Raw genomic sequence first — 22,252 nt, forward strand, 5'->3', positions numbered from 1 at the left:
GGCGCTGCGCCTCGATCGCGCGCGAGCGAGTCGCTGTTCGGCACGGGCATGGGCACGGCGCGCGGCCGGCGCAGTACCCGCGTAGTCGAGGAAGTTGTGCGGCGCCGGCTCGATTGCCCGGAGCTTGCCGCATCGTGTCGAGATCGGCGAGCTTCAGGATGACGGGTGCCTGCCGATGGGGAAGTCGTTGCGATCGTGACGCAGGCCGTTTACTTACACGGCTTCTCGCTCCGAAGCCCACTTGTCCCGACGAGGCGGGTGATAACGCTGCAGTTTCGAGATGAGCGCATCGGGTTGCGCATCGATCTGCAAAATATCGAGATACTCGCGCTGCATGAACCCTTCGTTCACCGTGTGCTCGAGCATGGCGACGAGCGGCCGATAGTATCCGTCGATATCGAGCAGGCCGATTCCTTTCGCGTGATAGCCGAGCTGGGCCCACGTGAAGACCTCGAACAGCTCTTCGAGCGTACCGGCCCCGCCGGGGAGCGCAACGAACGCGTCCGACAAGTCCGCCATCATCTTCTTGCGCTCATGCATGTCGGCGACGACATGCAGCTCGCTCAAGCCCGTATGCCCGACTTCCTTTTCGAGCAGCAGCTGCGGAATGACGCCCACCGCGCGCCCGCCGGCCTCGAGCACCGCGTCGGCAATCGTGCCCATGAGCCCGACGCGTCCACCGCCGAAGACGAGCGAGCAGCCCGCGTCCACGAGCGCCCGGCCGAACGCCTGCGCGGCTTCGACATAGACGGGCCGTGTCCCCATCGACGAGCCGCAATAAACGCAAATCGACTTCAAACTCATACTCCGGCGTCCTTGACGGCGGCTTTGGGCAGCGCATCGCGCGGCGGCAGGTAATCATGGAATTCGCGCATCGGCAGTTTGCCCGAGACGAGGTCGTCGAACAGCTGGCGCGAGCGGCCGCGCAGATAGGGCGCCATGATCGAAATCACGTGCACGCTCACCTGATAGAGCTCGACGCGAATCGCCTCTTGATCGTTGTACTTGCGCGGATGCATGACGAACTGATACGACAGCCAATAGGTGGCGATGACGCCCATGTTCGTCGCGATGACCTGGATTTCCTCGGGTGTGGCGACCATTTCGTCGTCGGCCACGAGCAACTCGCACAGCTCGCGCGCGAAGCGGACTTTGTGACTGATGATTTGCTTGAAATGCGTCTCGAGCGTGCGATTGCGCGCGAGCAGATCGTTGAGATCCCGATAGAGGAAACGGTACTGCCACATGAAATCGGCCATGTACTGCAGATACGACCAGGTTTCGTCGATGGTCGGACGATGATCGTCGGGCAGCCGCAGACGCTTTTCGATCGCCTGCTCGAACTGCGCGAAGATGCTGTTGATGATGTCGTCCTTGTTGCGGAAGTGATAGTAGAGATTGCCTGGGCTGATCTCCATCTCTTCCGCGATCGTGGTCGTCGTGACGTTCGGCTCGCCGATCTCGTTGAAGAGCTTCAGCGATAACTCGAGGATCCGTTCGCGGGTGCGGCGGGGAGTTTTGGCTTCCATGTCGTCCGGCCCAGTGGCGCCCGGCAATACGCGGCCCCACGCGGGACCCGTACATCGTCTTGCCCGGCTTTGGTTGTATGTCTCGAATGTAGTGGGCCGATTATAAACCGCTCGTTCTCTTCCTCGACCGCCCTCCGGGTTTTCATGGAGCACGGTCGTTCGTTTTTTTGAGACAAGAAGTTCAACGGTGAACGGTGCGCTCACCAGTGATTCGATGGGGCGGGCGGTCAGCCGTCGAGCAGCAGCCGCACCCAGTGGGCGACGAGCGGCCCGACGAGCAGAACCCAGGTCAGCCCGCAGACGAGCAGCGCGACGCTCACCGCGGCACTGCCGAGGTCCTTGGCACGCCGCGACAGCTCGTGACGTTCGAGCGAGATGCGATCGATGGCCGCTTCGACGCTCGAATTGAGCAGCTCGACGATGAGCACGAGCAGCACCGAGCCGATCAGCAAAACGTGGGAGACGGCATCCACCGGCACGGCGATACCGATCGGCACGAGCAGCACCGCGAGCGTGAGCTCCTGCCTGAACGCGCTTTCCTCGCGAATGGCGACGCGAAAGCCGTTCAGCGAGTTCTTGAGCGCATGCCACGCCCGCGTGAACCCCCGATTGCCCTTGTAGGGGTTGAACGGCAGAGGCGCAAGCGGATCGTCGGGCCCGAGCGGCTCGTGCGCGTCGGGCGGCTCGCGGCCGATCGGCGGTTCGTCGTGCTTCATGCGGCGGCGCTTTGCTCGTGCCACGGCGCATGCGAGAGCGGTTTCAGGTGCGCTGCGAATTGCTCGGAGGCGGCGCGCCAGGAAAAGCGCTCGGCCCACGCACGCGCGGCGGCGCGATCGATCTTCAACGCGTCGAGACACGCTTCGCGCAGGTCCTCGTTCATTGCGCCGGCGTCGCCGTCGCCGAGCACGTCGATCGGCCCCGTCACCGGATACGCGGCCACGGGCGTACCGCAGGCCAGCGATTCGAGCAGCACGAGCCCGAAGGTATCTGTACGGCTCGGGAACACGAAGACGTCGGCCGCGGCATAGACCTTCGCCAGTTCCGCCTGCGTCAGCACGCCGAGGTAATTGACCTCCGGGTAGCGCGACTTGAGTTCCGCGAGCGCAGGCCCTTCACCGGCCACCCATTTGGAGCCGGGCAGGTCGAGCTTCAAAAACGCCTCGACGTTTTTTTCGATGGCGACACGGCCGACATAAAGAAAGATCGGCCGGGCGGTATTGAGCACCTTGGATTCCATCGGATGGAAGATATCGAGATCGACGCCGCGCGTCCAGAGGACGACATTCGTAAAGCCGTAGCGCTCGAGGTCGGCCTTCACGACGGGCGTCGGCGCCATCACGGCGAGCGAGGGCCGGTGGAACCAGTGCAGAAAGCGGTAGGTGAATGCGGCGGGCAACGCGAAGCGGGCTTCCACGTATTCGGGAAAACGCGTGTGATAGGCCGTGGTGAACGGCAGCCCGTGCTTGATGGCATAGCGGCGCGCGGCGAGGCCGAGCGGCCCCTCGGTCGCGATATGCAGCGCGTCGGGCGCGAATTCATCGATACGCGCGTGCAGGCGCCGGCGAGGAAAGAGCGACAGCCGGATCTCAGGATAGGTCGGGCATGGAATGGTGCGGAATTCGAGCGGCGTGACGAGCTCGACGCGATGGCCAAGTTCGGTCAGCTCGCGCGTCGTGTTCTTCAATGTGCGAACGACGCCGTTGACCTGCGGCTCCCAAGCGTCGGTCACGATCATGATTTTCATGCGAAGAGTCTCCGGTCCGGATGGCGGACAGTGCGGGGAGGCGGACACGTCAGGCCGTTGCCTTGGCCTTGCGCGAATGAGCGTGCGGCGAGCGCATGACGGTCCAATAGACCACGCGCAGCTCGCCTTCGAAGGTTTCGACGAGCGCGGAAAGGCTTTCGACCCAGTCGCCGTCGTTGCAGTAGACGAGGCCGTCGACATCGCGGATCTCGGCCTTGTGGATGTGACCGCAGACGACTCCATCGCAGCCGCGTCGCCGTGCCTCGTCGACCATGACGTGTTCGAACGACGAGATGAAATTGACCGCGTTCTTGACCTGATGCTTCAGATACTGGGAGAGCGACCAGTACTGGAAGCCGAAGCGGCTGCGAATGCGGTTGAACCAGCGATTGAGCACGAGGATCGTCGTGTAGGCGCTGTCGCCCAGATAGGCGAGCCACTTCGCATGCTGGATGACACCGTCGAAGAGGTCGCCGTGTACGATCCACAGGCGTTTACCGGAAATCGTCGTATGAAACGCTTCGCCACGCACCTGGATGTCGCCGAAGGCGAGATCGCAAAACTGCCGCGCGCCTTCGTCGTGATTGCCCGGGATATAAACGACCTGTGTGCCCTTGCGCGCCTTGCGCAAGATCTTCTGGACGACATCGTTGTGCGCCTGCGGCCAGTACCAGCCTTTTTTCAGCTGCCAGCCGTCGATGATGTCGCCGACGAGGTAGAGATATTCGGAATCGTTGTGGCGCAGGAAGTCCAGCAGGTAGTTCGCTTGGCAGCCGCTCGAGCCGAGATGGATGTCCGATAGCCAGATCGTCCGGTAACGGTGCGGCTTGTCGACGTCGTCGTCGTGACCGCTCGCGTCCGTTTCGTGCGCTGCCTCGTGAGTGCCCGCCGAGACGCCGCCGGGTGCTGCAGGATGAAAGGGAACGGCAGCGGCAGTCGCGCCGAGCCGCCGAAGGAGGGAAGTCGCGGCCGTCGTGCGGTCCATGGCTTCTCGCGTCGAGTTGGACATTCGCCCATTGCGCCACGCGAGCGTGACTGCAACATGACAGTCACGGGAAGTTCTTATTACGGGGTCGGCGGGCCCGACGTTTCGGCCGCGCCCGGCCCTGGGGCGCTCGTCTTGTCGGGCGCGAGTTCGACGATACGTGTGCCCGCCATGCGGTCATGAGGGAACTGGCGGTCCGGATCGAGCCGTGCCGAGGCAGCCCAGAGCAGGAACCACGCGGCCGTCGCAGCGAGCGTCGCGGGCAGCGGCAAGCCGAATGCCGGATGCAGCGCAAGCGGGGGCACGAACCAGAGCCAGCCCAACCCATAGCGCGCCAGGGCTCGCACTGGACCGACCGTCTGGCCGGAAGGCCCGACGAGGCGCAGGCGCCACGTTTTCATCGGCAGGGTCTGACCGCCGTGCGTCCAGCACCAGACGAAATAGACGCCGACGACGAAGGCCAGCCAGACGGCGAGCAGGTGGCGGTGCGTGAGGCCGTTGCGTTGCTGCGTGAGCGTGCCGAACAGATAGCCGGCGAAGAATACGATGCCGAAAAGCAGCAACGTCTCGTAGACGAGCGATGCGAGGCGGCGGCGAATGCTGGGCGGCAACGACGGTGAATTCATGCGTGTGCGGCTCGGGCGGGGCCGGACATCAGGCGCCGCGGAAGATCGAGGGCGCCTCCGACGGCGAAAGCGGCGTGGGTGCGCCCGGTACGCCGCTCGCCGGTGCCGGCGGTGCCACGCTTGTGCCCGATGCGGCCGCGGCAGCACTGGCCGCCGCAGCGCCGCTCGTCGGCAACGAAGCATCCGCGAGCCGATTGATGCCGTGGATTTCGCTCTTGAGCCCCGATGGCGGGGCGCTCACGACGGTCGGCCGCCGCTTGCGCTCCAGCGCGGCAAGCCGTGCCTTCTGCTCGGGCGAGAGTTCTTGATAGGCTTTCCAGGCCTTCTGGCGCGCTTGCGGGGGCAGCGCTTTCGAGACCTGGTAGTTTTCGCGCGCGACACGGCGCTGCTCGGGCGTCATGCCAACCCACTGACCCATCCGTTCATGGAGTCTTTTTTGCGCTTCGGGCGACATCTTCGCGAAACGCGACGCGATCTTGATCCATTTGCGCTTTCGCTCGTCGCTGAACCTGTCCCATTCGGTGGCGAACGGCGCCAAAGCGGCGTGCTGTTCGTCGCTGAGGTGCGACCACGAGAGCGGGTTGTTGTCGCCGAGGGGAGCGAGCTCGATGGCGAGCGTCGGTGCGGGAGGCGCGCTAGGTGGCGCGCCCGCCGGCCGGGCAGCGGGTGTCTCGCCGAAAAAGCGGGGGTAGGTTGCTCCGAACACCACGGCGGACGCGATCGCACAGGCGAACACGACGGCCAGGCCGCGCTTGTAGCTCACGCCGGTCTCCTCCTGCACATGCCCGTCAGCGTGCTCGCGAGAGATAGGCGTTGAAGCCGTGGTCGAGGTACGCATTGAGCGGAAGCTCGTCGTTCAACATGGCTGCGTCGATATCGGCGAGCTCGGCGGCACGCTGCAGATTTTCCCAATAAGCGATGACGGCGACGCCGCCAACCAGTGCGAGGATCGGCAAAAGCCGCATGAAACGGCGCAGCGGCGGCACGCGTCGCTCCACAGGGCTCGTACGTTGCGGGCCGAACGCCGGACCGCCCGCGGGGGCGAGCACGAACGCGCGGGCGACGGCGGCCTCGGGCTTTTTGCGCCCGAGCGCGACACGCCGTGCGGCCGCGAGTTTGTTGACCGTCGTGGCGGGCAAGCTGGCCGCATTTTCGTCGAGCGCGCGACAGATTTTGTGCGCAAACTCGAATTCGTTGGTTTCGGGAGCGGAGCTCATAGCGTGATTCCTTTGGCCTTGAGCGCGGCCGCCAGTGTATGCGTCGCCCTCGAACAGTGCGTCTTCACACTGCCTTCGGAGCAACCCATGGCGGCGGCGGTCTCGGCGACATCCATATCTTCCCAGTAACGCATGAGAAACGCTTCCCGTTGACGCGCCGGTAATTTTTGGATTTCCGCGTCGATGAGTGTGAGCACCTGATCGCGCTCGAGCTTTTCCTGGCTGCTCTCCGAACCGCTCGTGTGTTCCTGCCCTTCGATCGTCTCGAGCGGGTCGAAATCGTCGTCGTCGGCATTGCCGAACGACGAAAAAAGGCTCACCCAGGTGTTCCGGACTTTCTGCCGCCGAAAATGGTCGTGCGTTACGTTTTGGAGAATACGCTGAAACAGGAGCGTCAGCTCGGCAAGCGGTCTGTCGCCATATTTTTCGGCGAGCTTGATCATCGCGTCCTGCACGATGTCGAGGGCGGCATCGTCGTCGCGCACGGCGTAGACGGTCTGCTTGAACGCGCGTCTTTCGATGCTCGTCAGGAAGTCGGCGAGTTCCTTTTCTGATGCCATCCCGGGGGGGCAGCGGCGCGAAGCGCGCGCACGCCGTGTAATCGATTGAAAAAAATATCGCGAAACCCGCGGATGCTAGCAAACTTTTCGGGGCCATGGGGCACTTATGGCCGTGCCGCCTGGCCCCAAACGCACCTCCTGGGCCGCCTGGGCACTGCATGCCCCGTGCCTGGGATGCGATTTTTTGCTTGACCGCGTGCTCGGCAGCCGCTAAGGTTGCCGGTTCGCAACATAAGTGACTTGTCTTTTTGGGGCGGGCCCATGAAGTCCGCCAGTCAAACTGGACGCGCCGCTTGAACCCGAGCCACAAGCCCGGCAGAGAGCACCCGATCAATTTTTTGCCGAAAATTCGAAAGGTGAATGATGAACATGCCCAGCGCGGAATTCTCCACGTCGGATACCACTCCTTCCCATGAAGCCTCGTCGATAGGCGCCACCGTGCTCATGCGCGCGCTGGCAGACGAAGGCGTCGAAGTGCTCTGGGGTTATCCCGGCGGCGCAGTGCTCTACATCTACGACGAACTGTACAAGCAGGACAAGGTTCAACACGTGCTCGTGCGTCACGAGCAGGCCGCGGTCCACGCGGCGGACGGCTATGCGCGTTCGACCGGCAAGGTCGGCGTATGCCTCGTCACCTCGGGCCCCGGCGTGACCAATGCCGTCACCGGCATCGCCACGGCCTACATGGATTCGATCCCGCTCGTCATCATCAGCGGCCAGGTGCCTACGGCCGCGATCGGCCAGGACGCGTTCCAGGAATGCGACACGGTCGGCATCACGCGTCCGTGCGTGAAGCACAACTTCCTCGTGAAAGACGTGCGCGAGCTCGCGGCCACGGTCAAGAAGGCGTTTTACATCGCGCGTACGGGGCGCCCCGGCCCTGTGTTGATCGATATCCCGAAAGACATCTCGAAAATGCCGTGCGAGTACGAGCCCGTGAAGAGCGTCTCGTTGCGCTCGTACAACCCGGTGACGAAGGGCCATTCGGGGCAGATTCGCAAGGCGGTCTCCCTGCTGCTGTCGGCCAAGCGCCCCTATATCTATACGGGCGGCGGCATCGTGCTGGCCGACGCGTCGCGCGAGCTCAACCAGTTCGTCGATCTGCTCGGCTACCCGGTCACGAACACGCTGATGGGGCTCGGCGCCTATCGCGCGAGCGACAGGAAGTTCCTCGGCATGCTCGGCATGCATGGGACGTACGAAGCCAACATGGCGATGCAGAACTGCGACGTGCTGATCGCAATCGGCGCGCGGTTCGACGATCGCGTGATCGGCGATCCGCAGCATTTCTCGTCGCGTCCACGCAAGATCATCCACGTCGACATCGACCCGTCGTCGATCAGCAAGCGGGTGAAAGTCGATATCCCGATCGTCGGAGACGTGAAAGAAGTGCTCAAGGAGCTCATCGAGCAGCTCCAGCATGCGGAGCACGGGCCCGATACGGAGGCCCTCGCGCAGTGGTGGAGAGAGATCGAGGCCTGGCGCGAGAAGAACTGCCTCAAGTACGACCGCGCGAGCACGATCATCAAGCCGCAGTACGTCGTCGAAAAGCTGTGGGAGTTGACGGACGGCAACGCATTCGTTTGCTCGGACGTCGGCCAGCACCAGATGTGGGCCGCGCAATTCTATCGCTTCGACAAGCCGCGCCGCTGGATCAACTCGGGCGGCCTCGGCACGATGGGCTTCGGTCTGCCGGCCGCGATGGGCGTCAAGATGGCGCACCCCGAGTCCGAGGTCGTCTGCATCACGGGCGAAGGGTCCATCCAGATGTGCATCCAGGAGCTGTCCACCTGTAAGCAGTACGACACGCCCATCAAGATCATTTCGCTCAACAACCGCTATCTGGGCATGGTCCGCCAGTGGCAGCAGATCGAATACAGCAAGCGCTATTCGCATTCCTATATGGATGCGCTGCCGGACTTCGTGAAACTGGCCGAAGCGTATGGCCATGTCGGCATTCGCGTCGAAAAAACGGCGGATGTCGAACCCGCATTGAAGGAGGCGCTGCGTCTCAAGGATCGCACCGTGTTTCTAGATTTCCAGACCGATCCGACAGAAAACGTCTGGCCGATGGTTCAAGCCGGCAAGGGCATCACCGAGATGCTGCTCGGCGCCGAGGACCTCTAACGACGGCCGGTGCCGCGCGCGGCCTGCGTTCGTCCGCCCGCCTTCACGAAAGGCGCGAAGCGGCGAGCGGGAGCGGCGGCATCGCTTCGCATCGACATCTGGATAAAACGGGAAACACGAAATGAGACACATCATCTCCGTCCTGCTGGAAAACGAACCGGGTGCGCTCTCGCGCATCGTCGGTCTTTTTTCGGCACGCGGCTACAACATTGAAACCTTGACGGTGGCGCCGACCGAGGATCGCTCGCTCTCGCGCCTGACCATCGTCTCCATTGGCTCGGACGACGTGATCGAACAGATCACGAAGCACTTGAACCGCCTGATCGAGGTGGTGAAGGTGGTCGACTTGACCGAAGGCGCCCACATCGAGCGCGAGCTGATGCTGATCAAGGTCCGCGCGGTCGGCAAGGAGCGCGAAGAAATGAAGCGGATGGCGGACATCTTCCGCGGCCGCATCATCGATGTGACCGAGAAGACCTATACGATCGAGCTGACAGGCGCGAGCGACAAGCTCGATGCCTTCATCGAGGCGCTCGACACGACGGTGATCCTCGAGACGGTCCGCACGGGCAGCTCGGGTATCGGCCGCGGCGAGCGGATACTGAAGGTCTGAGGCCGGTACGACCGGTGCCTTGCCTGCGAAACGCGAAGCCAGGGCACCGCCCAGCAGTTCATTGAATCGAATCGATTAAGCGAAGGAACGAACATGAAAGTTTTCTACGATAAAGACGCCGACCTCTCCCTCATCAAGGGTAAGGACATCACGATCATCGGCTACGGCTCGCAAGGCCATGCCCACGCGTTGAACCTCAAGGACAGCGGCGTGCGCGTGACGGTCGGCCTGCGCCGCGGCGGTGCATCGTGGAAGAAGGCCGAAGGCGCGGGCCTCGCGGTCAAGGAAGTGGCCGAAGCCGTGAAGGGCGCTGACGTCGTCATGATGCTGCTGCCCGACGAGCAGATCGCCGAGGTCTACAAGACCGAAGTGCATGCGAACATCAAGGAAGGCGCGGCGCTCGCCTTCGCGCACGGCTTCAACGTGCATTACGGCCAGGTGATTCCGCGCGCCGATCTCGACGTGATCATGATCGCGCCGAAGGCCCCGGGCCACACCGTGCGCGGCACGTACTCGCAAGGCGGCGGCGTGCCCCACCTGATCGCGGTGGCGCAGGACAAGTCGGGCGCGGCGCGCGACATCGCGCTCTCGTACGCGGCGGCCAACGGCGGCGGACGCGCGGGCATCATCGAAACGAACTTCCGCGAAGAAACCGAGACGGACCTCTTCGGCGAGCAGGCCGTGCTCTGCGGCGGCACCGTCGAGCTCATCAAGGCCGGTTTCGAAACGCTGGTCGAGGCCGGTTATGCGCCCGAAATGGCCTACTTCGAATGCCTGCATGAGCTGAAGCTCATCGTCGATCTGATCTACGAAGGCGGCATCGCCAACATGAACTACTCGATCTCGAACAACGCCGAATACGGCGAATACGTGACGGGGCCGCGCGTCGTCACCGAAGAGACGAAGAAGGTCATGAAGGACGTGCTCAAGGATATCCAGACGGGCGAGTACGCGAAGAGCTTCATCCTCGAAAACCGCGCTGGCGCACCGACGCTGCAGTCGCGCCGCCGTCTGATGGCCGAGCACCAGATCGAGCAGGTCGGCGAGAAGCTGCGCGCGATGATGCCCTGGATCGCGAAGAACAAGCTCGTCGACCAGTCGAAGAACTGATTTTCGCGCGTCAATGGCGGGCCTCGCTCGGCACAGCGCTGAAAAAGGTCCGCTCGCGAAAGGAATGTGCAATACCTGAGGCCGTCCCGCGCGTCGTGCGCCGGACGGCTTTTGCTATCCTATGGTTTTACAAAAAGACTGAACCGATCCATGAATTACCCTCATCCGATCATCGCGCGCGAAGGCTGGCCATTCATCGCGATTGCCGCTGTCCTCGCGCTCGTGATCCATGCGATCGCGGGGTTCGGCGTGGCGTGGCTCTTCTGGCTGCTGCTCGTCTTCGTCGTGCAATTCTTCCGCGATCCGCCGCGCCCGATTCCGAGCGAGCCGAACGCGGTGCTGTGCCCGGCCGATGGCCGCATCGTCGCAGTCGAGACTACGCTCGATCCCTACGCCGGTCGCGAAGCGCTCAAAATCAGCGTGTTCATGAACGTCTTCAATGTGCATTCGCAACGCTCGCCCGTTGACGGCGCCATCACGAAGGTCGAGTACTTTCCGGGTGCCTACCTGAATGCAGCCGTCGATAAAGCCTCGCTCGAAAACGAACGCAATGCGGTCGTCATCGAGACAGGCAGCGGCCATACGGTGACCGCGGTGCAGATCGCCGGCCTCATCGCGCGGCGCATTCTCTGCTACGTGCGTGCAGGCGAGCCGCTCGCGCGGGGGCAGCGCTATGGCTTCATCCGCTTCGGTTCGCGCGTCGATGTCTATCTGCCGCTCGGCAGCCGCGCCCGTGTCTCGATCGGCGAGAAGGTGTATGCCTCCTCGACGATCCTCGCCGAGCTTTGAGCCTGGCTCGAGGAGAGTTCGATGGCCGCATTCAAACCGCGTCGCCCACGCGCCGGAAAATCGGCGCTGCCGCGGCCGTTTCGCCGTCATAAGATGTTTCCCGGGGAAGTCCAGCGGGACGGCTCCATGGGGGATGCCGGATCGGGCGGTGCCCCGGCGCCGGCCGAAAGGCGTCGCGCGGCACGCCAGCAGTTCCTGCGCAAGCGCGGCATCTATCTGCTGCCGAACGCGTTTACGACGGCCGCGCTTTTCTGCGGGTTCTTCGCCGTGGTACAGGCGATGAACGTGCGCTTCGAAATTGCGGCGATCGCCATTTTCGTCGCAATGGTGCTCGACGGCATGGACGGGCGCGTCGCGCGCATGACGCATACCCAAAGCGCCTTCGGCGAGCAGTTCGACAGCCTGTCCGACATGGTCTCGTTCGGCGTCGCGCCGGCGCTCGTCATGTACGAGTGGATTTTGAAAGATCTCGGGCGATGGGGATGGCTTGCCGCCTTCGTCTACTGTTCGGGCGCCGCGCTGCGGCTCGCGCGCTTCAATACGAATATCGGCGTGGTCGACAAGCGTTTCTTCCAGGGCTTGCCGAGCCCGGCCGCTGCCGCGCTGATCGCGGGCTTCGTCTGGCTCGCGACCGATAACCGGGTGCCGCTCAAGCTCGTGTGGCTGCCGTGGGTGGCATTCGGCCTCACGGTTTATGCCGGGGTGACGATGGTGTCCAATGCACCGTTTTACAGCGGCAAGGCGCTGGACGTGCGGCATCGCGTGCCGTTCGCGGCCATCTTGCTGGTCGTCATGGCGTTCGTGCTCGTTTCGTCCGATCCGCCCCTCATGCTGTTCGGCCTTTTCGTGCTTTACGGCCTTTCCGGCTACGCGTTCTGGGCCTATCTGTCACTGCGCCGCCGTGCCAATCCTGCCCGCTCGGCTCCGCACGACTGATCCGCTGCGGCGCCGCTCGGGGTTTTCCGCGCGGCGCCGGGCGATTGCACGTTTTTGCGAATGCCGTTATATTCGGCGACATGCCGAAATTCGCATTTCCCCTCCTGTCGTTTCTAGCCGGTGCGCCGCTATGCGGTCTCGCGCCTGCGCTCGCGCACCTATCGCGCTGACCGTTTTCGCCCCCGTCTGCCTCGTTCGTTGTTCGGCGTCGCCAGCGGTGGCCACGCCGCAATTCCCCTTATCGAACGCACCTATCATCGTCCCTGGAGACCCGAGATGGCAGACAAGCTGATTATTTTCGACACGACGTTGCGCGATGGCGAGCAATCGCCGGGCGCGTCGATGACGAAAGACGAAAAAATTCGCATCGCGAGGCAGCTCGAGCGGATGAAGGTCGATGTGATCGAGGCCGGTTTCGCGGCGAGTTCCAATGGCGATTTCGACGCCATCAATGCGATCGCCTCGATCATCAAGGAAAGCACGGTCTGCTCGCTCGCGCGTGCGAACGACAAGGACATCCAGCGGGCCGCCGATGCATTGCGTCCGGCCGAGCGTTTCCGTATTCATACGTTTATCGCGACTTCTCCGCTGCACATGGAGAAGAAGCTGCGCATGACGCCCGAACAGGTCTACGAGCAGGCTCGGCTTGCCGTGCGCTTCGCGCGCAAATTCACGAACGATGTCGAGTTTTCGCCCGAAGACGGCAGCCGTTCCGATATGGACTTCCTGTGTCGCGTGCTCGAAGCGGTCATCGACGAGGGCGCGACCACGATCAATATCGCCGACACGGTCGGCTACGGCGTCCCCGAGCTCTACGGCAACCTCGTCAAGACGTTGCGCGAGCGCATTCCGAATTCGGACAAGGCCGTGTTCTCGGTGCATTGCCATAACGACCTCGGCATGGCCGTCGCGAACTCGCTCGCGGGCGTGAAGATCGGGGGCGCGCGTCAGGTCGAATGCACGATCAACGGCCTGGGCGAGCGTGCCGGCAATACGGCGCTGGAAGAAATCGTGATGGCCGTCAGGACGCGCAAAGACCACTTCGGTCTCGAACTCGGCATCGACGCGACGCAGATCGTGCCCGCATCGAAGCTCGTCTCGCAGATCACCGGCTTCGTCGTGCAACCGAACAAGGCGGTGGTGGGCGCCAATGCGTTCGCTCACGCATCCGGGATTCATCAGGACGGTGTGCTCAAGGCTCGCGATACGTACGAGATCATGCGCGCCGAGGATGTGGGCTGGTCGGCCAACAAGATCGTGCTGGGCAAGCTCTCGGGCCGCAACGCGTTCAAGCAGCGCCTGCAGGAACTGCACGTCACGCTCGACAGCGAAACCGAGGTCAACGCCGCATTTTCGCGTTTCAAGGAACTCGCGGACCGCAAGGCCGAGATCTTCGACGAAGACATCATCGCGATCGTTTCCGAGGAATCGGCCGAAGCGCAGGAGCGGGAGCACTACAAGTTCGTCTCGCTTTCGCAGCGCTCGGAGACCGGCGAGCGGCCGCATGCGCGCATCGTGATATCGGTGGGCGGCAAGGAAGTGGTCGGCGAGGCTGACGGCAACGGTCCCGTCGACGCGACGCTCAATGCCATCGAAGCACAGGCCGCGAGCGGCTCGGAACTGTTGCTGTACTCGGTGAACGCCATTACGACGGGTACGCAGGCCCAAGGCGAGGTGACGGTGCGGCTCTCGAAGAGCGGGCGCATCGTGAACGGTGTCGGTACCGATCCCGATATCGTCGCGGCCTCGGCAAAGGCCTATATCTCGGCGCTCAACAAGCTCTATTCGGGAGCCGACAAGGTCAACCCGCAACGCCCCGAGCTTTGACGACGACGCGCCGTGCAGCGGCGCGACTTCACGCAGCGATCGAAAGGCCTTCCCCGGAAGGCCTTTTTGCTGTTCAGCGTCCCGCGCGGCTCAGCCGTGCGCAGCCACAGTCGCGAGAATCAACAAAATGAAGGCCACCACCGCAATGACGGCGTGCACGATGACGATGGCCTTCGGCAGCGCCAGATGCTTCCAGTGGTAGCTCAGATTCATGAAGGCTCCGCCCGCGGCAGCCAGCACGAACAGGACAATGGCAGCGATCGCGAGGCCTGGCACGCCTACCGTCGCGGCGCCGTAGATGAGCAGAGTGAGGGCGGCGGCTGCCAGTGTGCCGTGCAGCATCGCCAGGGAAGTCGGAGGGTAGTCCTTGCCGGCGAAACGCATGCCGGCCATGACCACCCCGCCTACGGCCGCAATGGCAAAAAGCACCGTTGCAGTCAGGAGAATTCGGAACGGCTCCATCGACACCTCCCTGCGAGCTGGGGATGCTTTTTTAGGGAGCAATCCGCGTGCCTAGCGCAAACCCATCAGGCGCGCATGCCTCATGCCACCGCGTTGCGCCACATCACAACCCGAAGCGGTGACGATCGGGGTCGTGCAGCGGGTCCGGGGTCTTTTGGGTGAGCCGCAATATGCCGGCATCGTCGAAATAAAAGCTGTACATCATGTACCAGACATTGGCTTCCAGATAGCGATAGGTCCAGACCTCGCGCTTCATCAGCGGAAAGTAGGAGGTCTCGACGGGCCGGCCGAAGTTGACGAGCACATCGCGCCGCGTCCATTGGCCGATCTGGGCCTTATAGAACTCGCTCGGTTGCAGCACCTGCCGCAGGCTCTGTACCTTGCCCGTCGGGTCGACATCGGCCGCCATCGTGATTTCGCCCATCGGCTGGGTCGGCCACATCAGACGTTTGCCGCCGCTGGGCAGATCGTAGATTTCGCGCGGCGGCCCGAAACGGGCGACGAGTGCCGACTGGTCCTCGCCGGGCTGAAAGTGCTCCCACGGCGGCACGCATCCGGCCAAGAGCACCGCGGCTGCCAGCGTGGCGTAAAGACGCATTCGCATCGACATGAAAATCCTCCATTTGCCTCGCGTTTCGCCGGCAGTTCGTTGCATTGCGCCTTCGCGCATCCCAGCGGCGTTTTATCACGGGTTCGGCCACCGTGCATGGCGAGCGGTCCACGCTTGCGGCGCGGCGCCGCACGCCCTATGATCCGCGCTTCGAGCGATTCAGAGCAAGAGGAAGACATACCGATGATGCAATGGGCGGCCCGTGTGGCGGTGGCAATCGTGGCTGGGGCGTGGGCGTTGGCCGCGGCGGCGGCAGGTCCGGGCGGCGAGCCCGTCCGGCTGGCATTGATCGAGGGCATGTCCGGGCCATTCGCCGACGCCGGCGCGGCCGTGGAGCGCAATCTGCGCTTCGGCATCGAGCGGGTGAACCAGCGCGGCGGCGTGATGCTCGCCGACGGCGCCCATCCGCTCGAACTCGTCGTGCTGGACAGCCGCGGCAGCGTCGAGCAGGCGCTCGTCGAAGAGCGCGTCGCGGCGGACCGGCGCATTCCGTTCATCCTGCAAGGCAACAGCTCGGCCGTGGCTGCCGCGCTCATCGCGGCTATCGACAAGCACAACGCTCGCGAGCCGGACAACCGTCAATTGTTCCTCAACTACTCGGCCGACGATCCCGCATTGACGGAAGCCGGCTGCAGTTTCTGGCACTTTCGCTTCGATGCGCACGCGGGCATGCGCATGAACGCGCTGGCGACCGTCATCGCCGGGGACCGCGCGATCAGGAAGGTCTACCTGTTCAATCAGGACTACAGCTTCGGGCACGACGTGAGCGCGCTGGCTCGCGCCGCGCTCGGCGAAAAGCGCCCCGACATCGCCATCGTGGGCGACGAGTTCCACCCGATCGGCCGGATCAAGGATTTCACGCCCTATATCGCCAAGATCCGCGCGAGCGGCGCCGACGCCGTCGTCACGGGCAATTGGGGCAACGATCTCACGCTGCTCGTGAAGGCGGCCCGGGAGCAGGGCTTCGCGGGCAAGTTCTATACGTTTTACGGCAACAGCCTGGGAGCACCGGCGGCGCTCGGCGATGCCGGAGTGAAGCGCGTGCTGGCGGTGGCTGATTGGCATCCGAACGCCGGCGCGTCAGCCCTGTTTCCGGATCGGGCGGCCGGGGCGAATCCGGCGGCCTCGGACGCTTACTACGCCGCTTTCCGAACGCGTTTCCCGGCCGCGCGGGACGACTACCCCGTCTTGCGCATGGAAATCATGATCGAAATGCTTGCCGCGGCGATTTCCCGCGCGCATACGACTCGGGCCGAGGACGTCGCCCGGGCGCTCGAGGGCATGGATTACGAAAACGGCTTTCAACACGTCACGATGCGGGCCGACGATCATCAGCTCATCCAGCCCCTTTATGTAATGGAGATGGACAAAGCCGGCACGCCGGGCGTTCGATTCGACAACGAGGGGTCGGGTTACGGCTTTCGCACGGTCCTGGCGCTGCCGCGCGCCCAGACGGTGCCGCCTGTCATGTGCAGGATGAAACGCCCTTGAGCCCCCCATTACGGGCGGGTGGCCGCCACGACGGTCTGTGCTAGAATACGCGCTTCGTTTTTGTAGTACCGTTTCGTAGTAGTCCGATTACCCACGGCACGGCCCTTCTTCCGTGACCGCTTGTTCGTAACAAAGGAAATCACATGTCTGTTGCTGATATCAACAAGTCCGAAGTCGTCGCGAAGTTCGCTCGCGGCGCGAATGACACGGGCTCGCCCGAAGTGCAGGTGGCGTTGCTGACCTCGCGCATCAACGAGTTGACGTCCCATTTCAAGTCGCACTCGAAGGATCACCACAGCCGGCGCGGCCTGCTGCGCATGGTGAGCCGCCGTCGCAAGCTGCTCGACTACCTGAAGAATAAAGACGCCGACCGTTACCGTTCGCTGATCGAGCAGCTGGGTCTGCGTAAGTAACCGGCAAACGTCGTTTTGTGCGAGATGCCTGTGTCAGGTTGCTGATGCAGGCATTTTGTTTTTGTGCCGCGACGGCGCGGATCGGCCGCGCGGCAAGTCGTCCCGAAGCGGGCGGAGCATTGTGTCATTCCAGTACGACGCACGCGTGATTCGCGAGCATGGCGCTGGAATGGCATAACACTTCTCTTCCCGCAGGTGTGTCGGCACGCTGGCGCGCCAGCTGCCCCTCGAACGAGCGGATTGCGGCTTGCGCGCTGAAGATGAACACAAAAAGTGAGAAGGAGTGACCATGTCCATATTCAATAAGGTCGTCAAGGAATTCAAGTGGGGGCAGCACAACGTTCGCCTCGAAACCGGTGAAGTTGCTCGTCAGGCCTCCGGCGCAGTCATCGTCGACATCGAAGACACCGTCGTTCTCGCCACCGTCGTCGGTGCGAAGACGGCCAAGCCCGGTCAGGACTTTTTCCCGCTGACGGTCGATTACATCGAAAAGACCTATTCGGCCGGCAAGATTCCGGGCGGATTCTTTCGCCGCGAAGGGCGCCCGTCCGAGCACGAGACGCTGACCTCGCGCCTGATCGACCGGCCGCTGCGCCCGCTCTTTCCCGAGGGCTTCTACAACGAAGTGCAGGTCGTCATCCACGTCCTGTCGGTGAATCCCGAGATCCCGGCGGATATTCCGGCCCTGATCGGCGCATCGGCCGCGCTTGCCGTGTCGGGACTGCCGTTCCACGGCCCCGTCGGCGCCGCGCGTGTCGCCTACATCGATAACCAGTACGTACTGAACCCGACGCGCTCGCAGACGAAGGAATCGCGCCTCGAACTCATCGTGGCCGGCACCGAGCGTGCCGTGCTGATGGTCGAGTCGGAAGCGGATCAACTGCCCGAAGACATCATGCTCGGCGCAGTCGTCTTCGGTCACGAGCAGATGCAAACGGCGATCGATGCCATTCACGAGCTCGTGCGCGAGGGCGGCAAGCCCGAGTGGGACTGGCAGCCGGCAGCCAGGGACGAGGCGCTGATCGCCCGCGTGACGGAACTCGCGCATGGCGAACTCGTCGCCGCCTATCAGCTGCGCAACAAGCAGGCGCGCTCGGCCAAGCTGAAGGAAATCTATGCCCAAACCGGCGTGAAGCTCGACGAGGAAGCGCTGGCGGCCGGCAAGATGCCGACCGACAAGACGGCCGTCGGCAACATCCTGTTCGACATCGAGGCAAAGATCGTCCGCAGTCAGATCCTCGACGGCGAGCCGCGCATCGACGGCCGCGACACGCGTACCGTTCGCCCGATCGAGATCCGCACGGGCGTGCTGCCGCGCACGCACGGCTCGGCGCTCTTCACGCGCGGGGAAACGCAGGCGCTCGTCGTTGCCACGCTCGGCACGCGGGGTGACGAACAGATCATCGACGCGCTCGAAGGCGAATATCGCGAGCGCTTCATGCTTCACTACAACATGCCTCCGTTCGCAACGGGCGAAACGGGGCGCGTGGGCTCGCCGAAGCGTCGCGAAATCGGTCACGGCCGCCTGGCCAAGCGTGCGCTCGTGGCGTGCCTGCCCACGGCCGAAGAGTTCGGCTATTCGATTCGCGTCGTCTCGGAAATCACCGAGTCGAACGGCTCGTCGTCGATGGCGTCCGTCTGCGGCGGCTGCCTGGCGCTGATGGATGCGGGCGTGCCGATGAAGGCGCACGTCGCTGGCATCGCGATGGGTCTGATCCTCGAAGGCAACAAGTTCGCCGTGCTGACGGACATCCTCGGTGACGAGGACCACCTCGGCGATATGGACTTCAAGGTGGCCGGCACGGCCGAAGGCGTGACCGCGCTGCAGATGGACATCAAGATCCAGGGCATCACGAAGGAAATCATGCAGGTCGCGCTCGCGCAGGCGAAAGAAGGGCGCATGCATATCCTCGGCAAGATGAAGGAAGCCGTGGCCGGTGCGAGCGACCAGCTCTCCGAATTCGCGCCGCGCATGATCACCGTCAAGATCAACCCCGAGAAGATTCGCGACGTGATCGGCAAGGGCGGCTCGGTGATCCGTGCCCTGACGGAAGAAACCGGCACCACGATCGACATCTCGGACGACGGCGTCGTCACGATCGCCAGCACGAGCAGCGAAGGCATGGCCGAAGCGAAGCGCCGCATCGAAGCGATCACGGTTGAGGTCGAGGTAGGCCAGGTCTACGAAGGCACGGTGCTCAAGCTCCTCGAGTTCGGCGCCATCGTCAACATCTTGCCGGGCAAGGACGGGTTGCTGCACATTTCCGAGATCGCGAACGAGCGTATCAAGGACATCAAGGACTACCTCTCCGAAGGTCAGCAGGTGAAGGTCAAGGTCATCCAGACGGACGAGAAGGGACGCGTGCGCCTGTCGGCCAAGGCCCTGTTGAACGACGCCGCATCGGGCGCCGCTCAGCCCGAGTCCGCGCCGCAGCAGTAATGCGGTGACGGGCGCAAACGGCCGGCCGTGCTTCGCGCACGCCGGCCGTTTTTTTGCCGTGCTCCTCCCCGCGCGGGGCCGACCGGGATCGGCGCTTCGGCGCATACTTGGGGCCCAGCGGCGAAGGCGCACGATGCTTCTCGCATGTGCGCGATCGATGAAGATTTGAGCCAAGGGTGATGCGGATGAAAGCAATCGAAATTACCGAATTCGGCGGACCGGAAGTCCTCGCGCTGGCCGAGCGGCCCATGCCGGAACCGAGAGCCGGCGAGGTGCTGCTCAAGGTCGCGGCCTCAGGCGTCAATCGGCCGGACGTCTTTCAGCGCAAGGGTGCTTACGCACCGCCGCCGGGGGCATCGGACTTGCCGGGCCTCGAAGTCGCCGGCGAGATCGTCGGCGGCACGCTCGAGGGGAAACACAATCCGTTCGGGCTCAAGATGGGCGATCGCGTCTGCGCGCTGCTCGCCGGGGGCGGCTACGCGCAGTACGTGGCCGTGCCGCTCGCGCAGTGTCTGCCGGTGCCGGCCGGTCTCACCGATGTCGAAGCGGCCTCGCTGCCGGAGACGTTCTTCACGGTCTGGAGCAATGTCTTCGAGCGCGCGCAACTGGGTGCGGGCGAAGGGGGCGCGAACGAGACGCTGCTCGTGCAAGGCGGCTCGAGCGGCATCGGCGTGGCGGCGATCCAGATCGCCCACGCCGCGGGGTTCCGTGTCTTTGCAACCGCCGGCACCGCCGAAAAGTGCAAGGCGTGCGAGGCGCTCGGCGCGGAGCGCGCGATCAACTACAAGTCCGAGGATTTCGTCGAAGTGGTGAAGTCGCTCACGAACGACCGGGGTGTCGACGTGATCCTCGATATGGTCGCGGGCGGTTACGTGCCGCGCGAGCTGTCGGCGCTGGCCGACGGCGGCCGTCTCGTCATCATCGCGCTGCTGGGCGGCGCCAAGGCCGAGCTCAACCTGGGCGAGGTGCTGCGCCGGCGGCTCACGATCACGGGGTCGACGCTGCGGGCACGGGCGGTGGACTTCAAGGCGCGCGTGGCGGCCGAGCTCAAAACGCACGTCTGGCCGCACCTGGAAGCGGGCCGCATCAAGCCCATCGTCTATCGTGTGCTGCCGGCGCACGAGGCGAAGGAGGCGCACGCACTGATGGAAAGCGGCGAGCATATCGGCAAAATCGTGCTTGACTGGACGCTCACGGTTTGACCCGGTCCGCCCGCGCACAGTAAAATTGCGCGTTTTGCGTGCGCGGCAGCCGCGGCAGCGGCGGGCGGCACGATAGCCGAGGGGGCAGAACAGGCATGGCGAACGAGCGGGCGAAGCGGACAAAGTGGGTAGTCGGTAACTGGAAGATGCACGGGCGGCTCGCCGAAAACGAGGCGCTCTTGCGCGCGTTGCTGCAGGCGGGCTCCATTACGGAGACGGTCCGCATTGGCGTATGCGTGCCGGCTCCGTATCTCGCGCAAACCGAAGCGCTGCTGCGCAGCGGGCCGCTGGCGTGGGGCGTGCAAGATGTTTCGGCGTACACGCACGGCGCCTATACAGGCGAAACCGCGGCTGAAATGGCGGCCGAATTTGGTGCCACGCTTGCCATCGTCGGCCATTCCGAGCGCCGCGCTTATCACGGCGAAACGTCGGAGGTCGTCGCGCTCAAAGCGCAGCGCGCGCTGGCGGCGGGTCTGACGCCGATCGTCTGCGTGGGCGAAACGCTCCAGCAGCGCGAAACCGGCGCGACGCAAGCGGTTGTCGGGGCGCAGATCGATGCCGTGCTCGACACGCTTTCCGTGCAGGAGCTGGCGCGCATCGTCGTGGCCTACGAGCCCGTGTGGGCCATCGGGACAGGCAAGAGCGCCACGGTCGACGAAGCGCAGCAAGTGCACGCGTTCCTGCGTGCCCGCCTCGCGGCGAAAGACGCGGGCCTGGCGGACGTCACGCTGCTTTATGGCGGCAGCGTGAAGCCGGACAACGCGGAAGCCTTGTTCGGCCAGGCCGATATCGACGGCGGCCTCATCGGCGGCGCGTCGCTCAAGAGCCATGATTTTTTGGCGATCTGCATGGCGGCGAGCACGGCTCGCGCCGTGTGACGTGCGGATCGCTGCAGCACGGGGCGCCCGAGCGCCGCGTGTCAAACCATAACTTAGGTGGGTGTCATGCTGTTTTTCAAAACGTTGATCATCGTCGTGCAGCTGTTGTCGGCGCTCGGCATCATTGGCCTCGTCCTGCTTCAGCACGGCAAGGGCGCGGACATGGGTGCGGCATTCGGTAGCGGCGCATCGGGAAGCTTGTTCGGTGCGACGGGCTCTGCCAACTTCCTGTCACGAACGACGGCCGTTCTCGCGGCAGTGTTTTTCGTGACGACGCTCGCGTTGACGTACATCGGCTCGTACAAGTCGCGGCCCTCGGCAGGTGTCCTCGGTGCGATCCCGACGGTGAGTGCGCCCGCCTCGGCGGCGTCTGCAGCGGCGCCCGTGTCGGCACCAGCACCGGCCGTGCCCGGTCAGACGGTACCGAAGTAATTTTTCGTTGGGCGACGCATTCGTGCGTTGAACAATTTTGATAGACGGGTTAGAATTTAAGTCTTGAAGCGATTCGCGGGTCTTCGAACAAGTTGTGCGAGTTTGTCCGGGATTGCAATTAGTGCCGACGTGGTGAAATTGGTAGACACGCTATCTTGAGGGGGTAGTGGCGAAAGCTGTGCGAGTTCGAGTCTCGCCGTCGGCACCAAAGTTATCCAATGCCAGCCGCATGCTTCGCTTCGGCTGGCATTGTCACTTCTG

23 protein-coding genes and 1 tRNA gene are annotated in these 22,252 nt (G+C 63.8%); 13 read left to right on the top strand and 11 right to left on the bottom strand.

Annotated elements, in window-relative coordinates; all coding sequences use genetic code 11:
• Positions 1-213 precede the first annotated feature (213 nt).
• From ACO1XS_RS16885 to ACO1XS_RS16925, 9 genes are all read right to left on the bottom strand, one after another.
• Positions 214-798, bottom strand: a complete 585-nt coding sequence (locus ACO1XS_RS16885; protein WP_486391214.1) for an LOG family protein — start codon at positions 796-798, stop codon at positions 214-216.
• Between the two features lie 2 nt (positions 799-800).
• A complete protein-coding gene (locus tag ACO1XS_RS16890; RefSeq protein ID WP_173256557.1) occupies positions 801-1,529 on the bottom strand; it encodes a TetR/AcrR family transcriptional regulator in 729 nt (242 codons plus the stop codon).
• A 227-nt stretch (positions 1,530-1,756) separates the two neighbouring features.
• Positions 1,757-2,245: a diacylglycerol kinase gene (locus ACO1XS_RS16895; RefSeq protein WP_331569028.1), complete on the bottom strand. Its 489-nt coding sequence runs from the start codon at positions 2,243-2,245 to the stop codon at positions 1,757-1,759.
• Positions 2,242-3,273, bottom strand: a complete 1,032-nt coding sequence (locus tag ACO1XS_RS16900; protein ID WP_331569026.1) for a glycosyltransferase family 4 protein — start codon at positions 3,271-3,273, stop codon at positions 2,242-2,244. Before ACO1XS_RS16900 ends, ACO1XS_RS16895 begins: the two co-directional genes overlap by 4 nt.
• A gap of 49 nt (positions 3,274-3,322) precedes the next feature.
• Positions 3,323-4,258: a UDP-2,3-diacylglucosamine diphosphatase gene (locus ACO1XS_RS16905; RefSeq protein ID WP_440558841.1), complete on the bottom strand. Its 936-nt coding sequence runs from the start codon at positions 4,256-4,258 to the stop codon at positions 3,323-3,325.
• An 80-nt stretch (positions 4,259-4,338) separates the two neighbouring features.
• Positions 4,339-4,884 (bottom strand): RDD family protein, encoded by a 546-nt coding sequence (locus ACO1XS_RS16910; protein WP_486391210.1) that lies wholly within the window; start codon positions 4,882-4,884, stop codon positions 4,339-4,341.
• A gap of 28 nt (positions 4,885-4,912) precedes the next feature.
• A complete protein-coding gene (locus ACO1XS_RS16915; RefSeq protein WP_486391211.1) occupies positions 4,913-5,647 on the bottom strand; it encodes a DUF3106 domain-containing protein in 735 nt (244 codons plus the stop codon).
• A gap of 25 nt (positions 5,648-5,672) precedes the next feature.
• The gene (locus tag ACO1XS_RS16920; protein WP_331569018.1) at positions 5,673-6,101 is read right to left on the bottom strand and encodes a DUF3619 family protein; all 429 of its coding nucleotides are present in this window, start codon (positions 6,099-6,101) and stop codon (positions 5,673-5,675) included.
• Positions 6,098-6,661, bottom strand: a complete 564-nt coding sequence (locus ACO1XS_RS16925) for an RNA polymerase sigma factor (protein ID WP_331569016.1) — start codon at positions 6,659-6,661, stop codon at positions 6,098-6,100. Before ACO1XS_RS16925 ends, ACO1XS_RS16920 begins: the two co-directional genes overlap by 4 nt.
• A 363-nt stretch (positions 6,662-7,024) precedes the next feature.
• Here ACO1XS_RS16925 and ACO1XS_RS16930 point away from each other — a divergent pair, with 363 nt between their 5' ends.
• From ACO1XS_RS16930 to ACO1XS_RS16955, 6 genes are all read left to right on the top strand, one after another.
• The gene (locus ACO1XS_RS16930) at positions 7,025-8,788 is read left to right on the top strand and encodes an acetolactate synthase 3 catalytic subunit (protein WP_486391215.1); all 1,764 of its coding nucleotides are present in this window, start codon (positions 7,025-7,027) and stop codon (positions 8,786-8,788) included.
• Positions 8,789-8,909: 121 nt separating this feature from the next.
• The gene (gene ilvN, locus ACO1XS_RS16935) at positions 8,910-9,401 is read left to right on the top strand and encodes an acetolactate synthase small subunit (protein ID WP_173256566.1); all 492 of its coding nucleotides are present in this window, start codon (positions 8,910-8,912) and stop codon (positions 9,399-9,401) included.
• A 93-nt stretch (positions 9,402-9,494) separates the two neighbouring features.
• Positions 9,495-10,511, top strand: a complete 1,017-nt coding sequence (ilvC, locus tag ACO1XS_RS16940) for a ketol-acid reductoisomerase (RefSeq protein WP_331568952.1) — start codon at positions 9,495-9,497, stop codon at positions 10,509-10,511.
• A 150-nt stretch (positions 10,512-10,661) separates the two neighbouring features.
• On the top strand, positions 10,662-11,300 hold the full coding sequence (locus tag ACO1XS_RS16945; RefSeq protein ID WP_331568950.1) for a phosphatidylserine decarboxylase: 639 nt from the start codon (positions 10,662-10,664) through the stop codon (positions 11,298-11,300).
• A gap of 21 nt (positions 11,301-11,321) precedes the next feature.
• The gene (pssA, locus tag ACO1XS_RS16950; RefSeq protein ID WP_486391212.1) at positions 11,322-12,236 is read left to right on the top strand and encodes a CDP-diacylglycerol--serine O-phosphatidyltransferase; all 915 of its coding nucleotides are present in this window, start codon (positions 11,322-11,324) and stop codon (positions 12,234-12,236) included.
• A 276-nt stretch (positions 12,237-12,512) separates the two neighbouring features.
• Positions 12,513-14,063: a 2-isopropylmalate synthase gene (locus tag ACO1XS_RS16955; RefSeq protein WP_331568946.1), complete on the top strand. Its 1,551-nt coding sequence runs from the start codon at positions 12,513-12,515 to the stop codon at positions 14,061-14,063.
• Between the two features lie 90 nt (positions 14,064-14,153).
• On the opposite strand, the gene ACO1XS_RS16960 is transcribed toward ACO1XS_RS16955, so the two are convergent.
• The gene (locus tag ACO1XS_RS16960; protein ID WP_331568944.1) at positions 14,154-14,525 is read right to left on the bottom strand and encodes a hypothetical protein; all 372 of its coding nucleotides are present in this window, start codon (positions 14,523-14,525) and stop codon (positions 14,154-14,156) included.
• 103 nt (positions 14,526-14,628) lie between these two features.
• Positions 14,629-15,129: a hypothetical protein gene (locus tag ACO1XS_RS16965; protein ID WP_486391216.1), complete on the bottom strand. Its 501-nt coding sequence runs from the start codon at positions 15,127-15,129 to the stop codon at positions 14,629-14,631.
• A gap of 189 nt (positions 15,130-15,318) precedes the next feature.
• Between ACO1XS_RS16965 and ACO1XS_RS16970 the strand changes: the two genes are divergently transcribed.
• The 7 genes from ACO1XS_RS16970 (at position 15,319) to ACO1XS_RS17000 (ending at position 22,199) form a co-directional block, all read left to right on the top strand.
• Entirely contained in the window at positions 15,319-16,626 is a 1,308-nt protein-coding gene (locus ACO1XS_RS16970) for a branched-chain amino acid ABC transporter substrate-binding protein (protein ID WP_331568942.1), read from the top strand.
• A gap of 143 nt (positions 16,627-16,769) precedes the next feature.
• On the top strand, positions 16,770-17,039 hold the full coding sequence (gene rpsO, locus ACO1XS_RS16975; RefSeq protein ID WP_173256573.1) for a 30S ribosomal protein S15: 270 nt from the start codon (positions 16,770-16,772) through the stop codon (positions 17,037-17,039).
• A gap of 289 nt (positions 17,040-17,328) precedes the next feature.
• Complete coding sequence (gene pnp / locus ACO1XS_RS16980; RefSeq protein ID WP_331568940.1) at positions 17,329-19,479, top strand: polyribonucleotide nucleotidyltransferase; 2,151 nt, start codon at positions 17,329-17,331, stop codon at positions 19,477-19,479.
• A gap of 185 nt (positions 19,480-19,664) precedes the next feature.
• Complete coding sequence (locus tag ACO1XS_RS16985; RefSeq protein WP_331568938.1) at positions 19,665-20,681, top strand: NAD(P)H-quinone oxidoreductase; 1,017 nt, start codon at positions 19,665-19,667, stop codon at positions 20,679-20,681.
• 95 nt (positions 20,682-20,776) lie between these two features.
• Entirely contained in the window at positions 20,777-21,559 is a 783-nt protein-coding gene (gene tpiA / locus ACO1XS_RS16990; protein WP_331568936.1) for a triose-phosphate isomerase, read from the top strand.
• A 66-nt stretch (positions 21,560-21,625) separates the two neighbouring features.
• The gene (secG, locus tag ACO1XS_RS16995; protein ID WP_331568934.1) at positions 21,626-21,991 is read left to right on the top strand and encodes a preprotein translocase subunit SecG; all 366 of its coding nucleotides are present in this window, start codon (positions 21,626-21,628) and stop codon (positions 21,989-21,991) included.
• A 123-nt stretch (positions 21,992-22,114) separates the two neighbouring features.
• Positions 22,115-22,199, top strand: a tRNA-Leu gene (locus tag ACO1XS_RS17000).
• Positions 22,200-22,252: the final 53 nt, after the last annotated feature.

This window comes from Trinickia sp., assembly GCF_057351765.1.

Bases quoted from the DNA above. Each gene is read 5' to 3' on its own strand.
- ACO1XS_RS16890 (WP_173256557.1), bottom strand. From the start codon at position 1,529: ATGGAAGCCAAAACTCCCCGCCGCACCCGCGAACGGATCCTCGAGTTA.
- ACO1XS_RS16895 (WP_331569028.1), bottom strand. From the start codon at position 2,245: ATGAAGCACGACGAACCGCCGATCGGCCGCGAGCCGCCCGACGCGCAC.
- ACO1XS_RS16900 (WP_331569026.1), bottom strand. From the start codon at position 3,273: ATGAAAATCATGATCGTGACCGACGCTTGGGAGCCGCAGGTCAACGGC.
- ACO1XS_RS16905 (WP_440558841.1), bottom strand. From the start codon at position 4,258: ATGGACCGCACGACGGCCGCGACTTCCCTCCTTCGGCGGCTCGGCGCG.
- ACO1XS_RS16910 (WP_486391210.1), bottom strand. From the start codon at position 4,884: ATGAATTCACCGTCGTTGCCGCCCAGCATTCGCCGCCGCCTCGCATCG.
- ACO1XS_RS16920 (WP_331569018.1), bottom strand. From the start codon at position 6,101: ATGAGCTCCGCTCCCGAAACCAACGAATTCGAGTTTGCGCACAAAATC.
- ACO1XS_RS16925 (WP_331569016.1), bottom strand. From the start codon at position 6,661: ATGGCATCAGAAAAGGAACTCGCCGACTTCCTGACGAGCATCGAAAGA.
- ACO1XS_RS16930 (WP_486391215.1), top strand. From the start codon at position 7,025: ATGAACATGCCCAGCGCGGAATTCTCCACGTCGGATACCACTCCTTCC.
- ilvN (WP_173256566.1), top strand. From the start codon at position 8,910: ATGAGACACATCATCTCCGTCCTGCTGGAAAACGAACCGGGTGCGCTC.
- ilvC (WP_331568952.1), top strand. From the start codon at position 9,495: ATGAAAGTTTTCTACGATAAAGACGCCGACCTCTCCCTCATCAAGGGT.
- ACO1XS_RS16945 (WP_331568950.1), top strand. From the start codon at position 10,662: ATGAATTACCCTCATCCGATCATCGCGCGCGAAGGCTGGCCATTCATC.
- pssA (WP_486391212.1), top strand. From the start codon at position 11,322: ATGGCCGCATTCAAACCGCGTCGCCCACGCGCCGGAAAATCGGCGCTG.
- ACO1XS_RS16955 (WP_331568946.1), top strand. From the start codon at position 12,513: ATGGCAGACAAGCTGATTATTTTCGACACGACGTTGCGCGATGGCGAG.
- ACO1XS_RS16960 (WP_331568944.1), bottom strand. From the start codon at position 14,525: ATGGAGCCGTTCCGAATTCTCCTGACTGCAACGGTGCTTTTTGCCATT.
- ACO1XS_RS16965 (WP_486391216.1), bottom strand. From the start codon at position 15,129: ATGCGAATGCGTCTTTACGCCACGCTGGCAGCCGCGGTGCTCTTGGCC.
- ACO1XS_RS16970 (WP_331568942.1), top strand. From the start codon at position 15,319: ATGATGCAATGGGCGGCCCGTGTGGCGGTGGCAATCGTGGCTGGGGCG.
- rpsO (WP_173256573.1), top strand. From the start codon at position 16,770: ATGTCTGTTGCTGATATCAACAAGTCCGAAGTCGTCGCGAAGTTCGCT.
- pnp (WP_331568940.1), top strand. From the start codon at position 17,329: ATGTCCATATTCAATAAGGTCGTCAAGGAATTCAAGTGGGGGCAGCAC.
- ACO1XS_RS16985 (WP_331568938.1), top strand. From the start codon at position 19,665: ATGAAAGCAATCGAAATTACCGAATTCGGCGGACCGGAAGTCCTCGCG.
- tpiA (WP_331568936.1), top strand. From the start codon at position 20,777: ATGGCGAACGAGCGGGCGAAGCGGACAAAGTGGGTAGTCGGTAACTGG.
- secG (WP_331568934.1), top strand. From the start codon at position 21,626: ATGCTGTTTTTCAAAACGTTGATCATCGTCGTGCAGCTGTTGTCGGCG.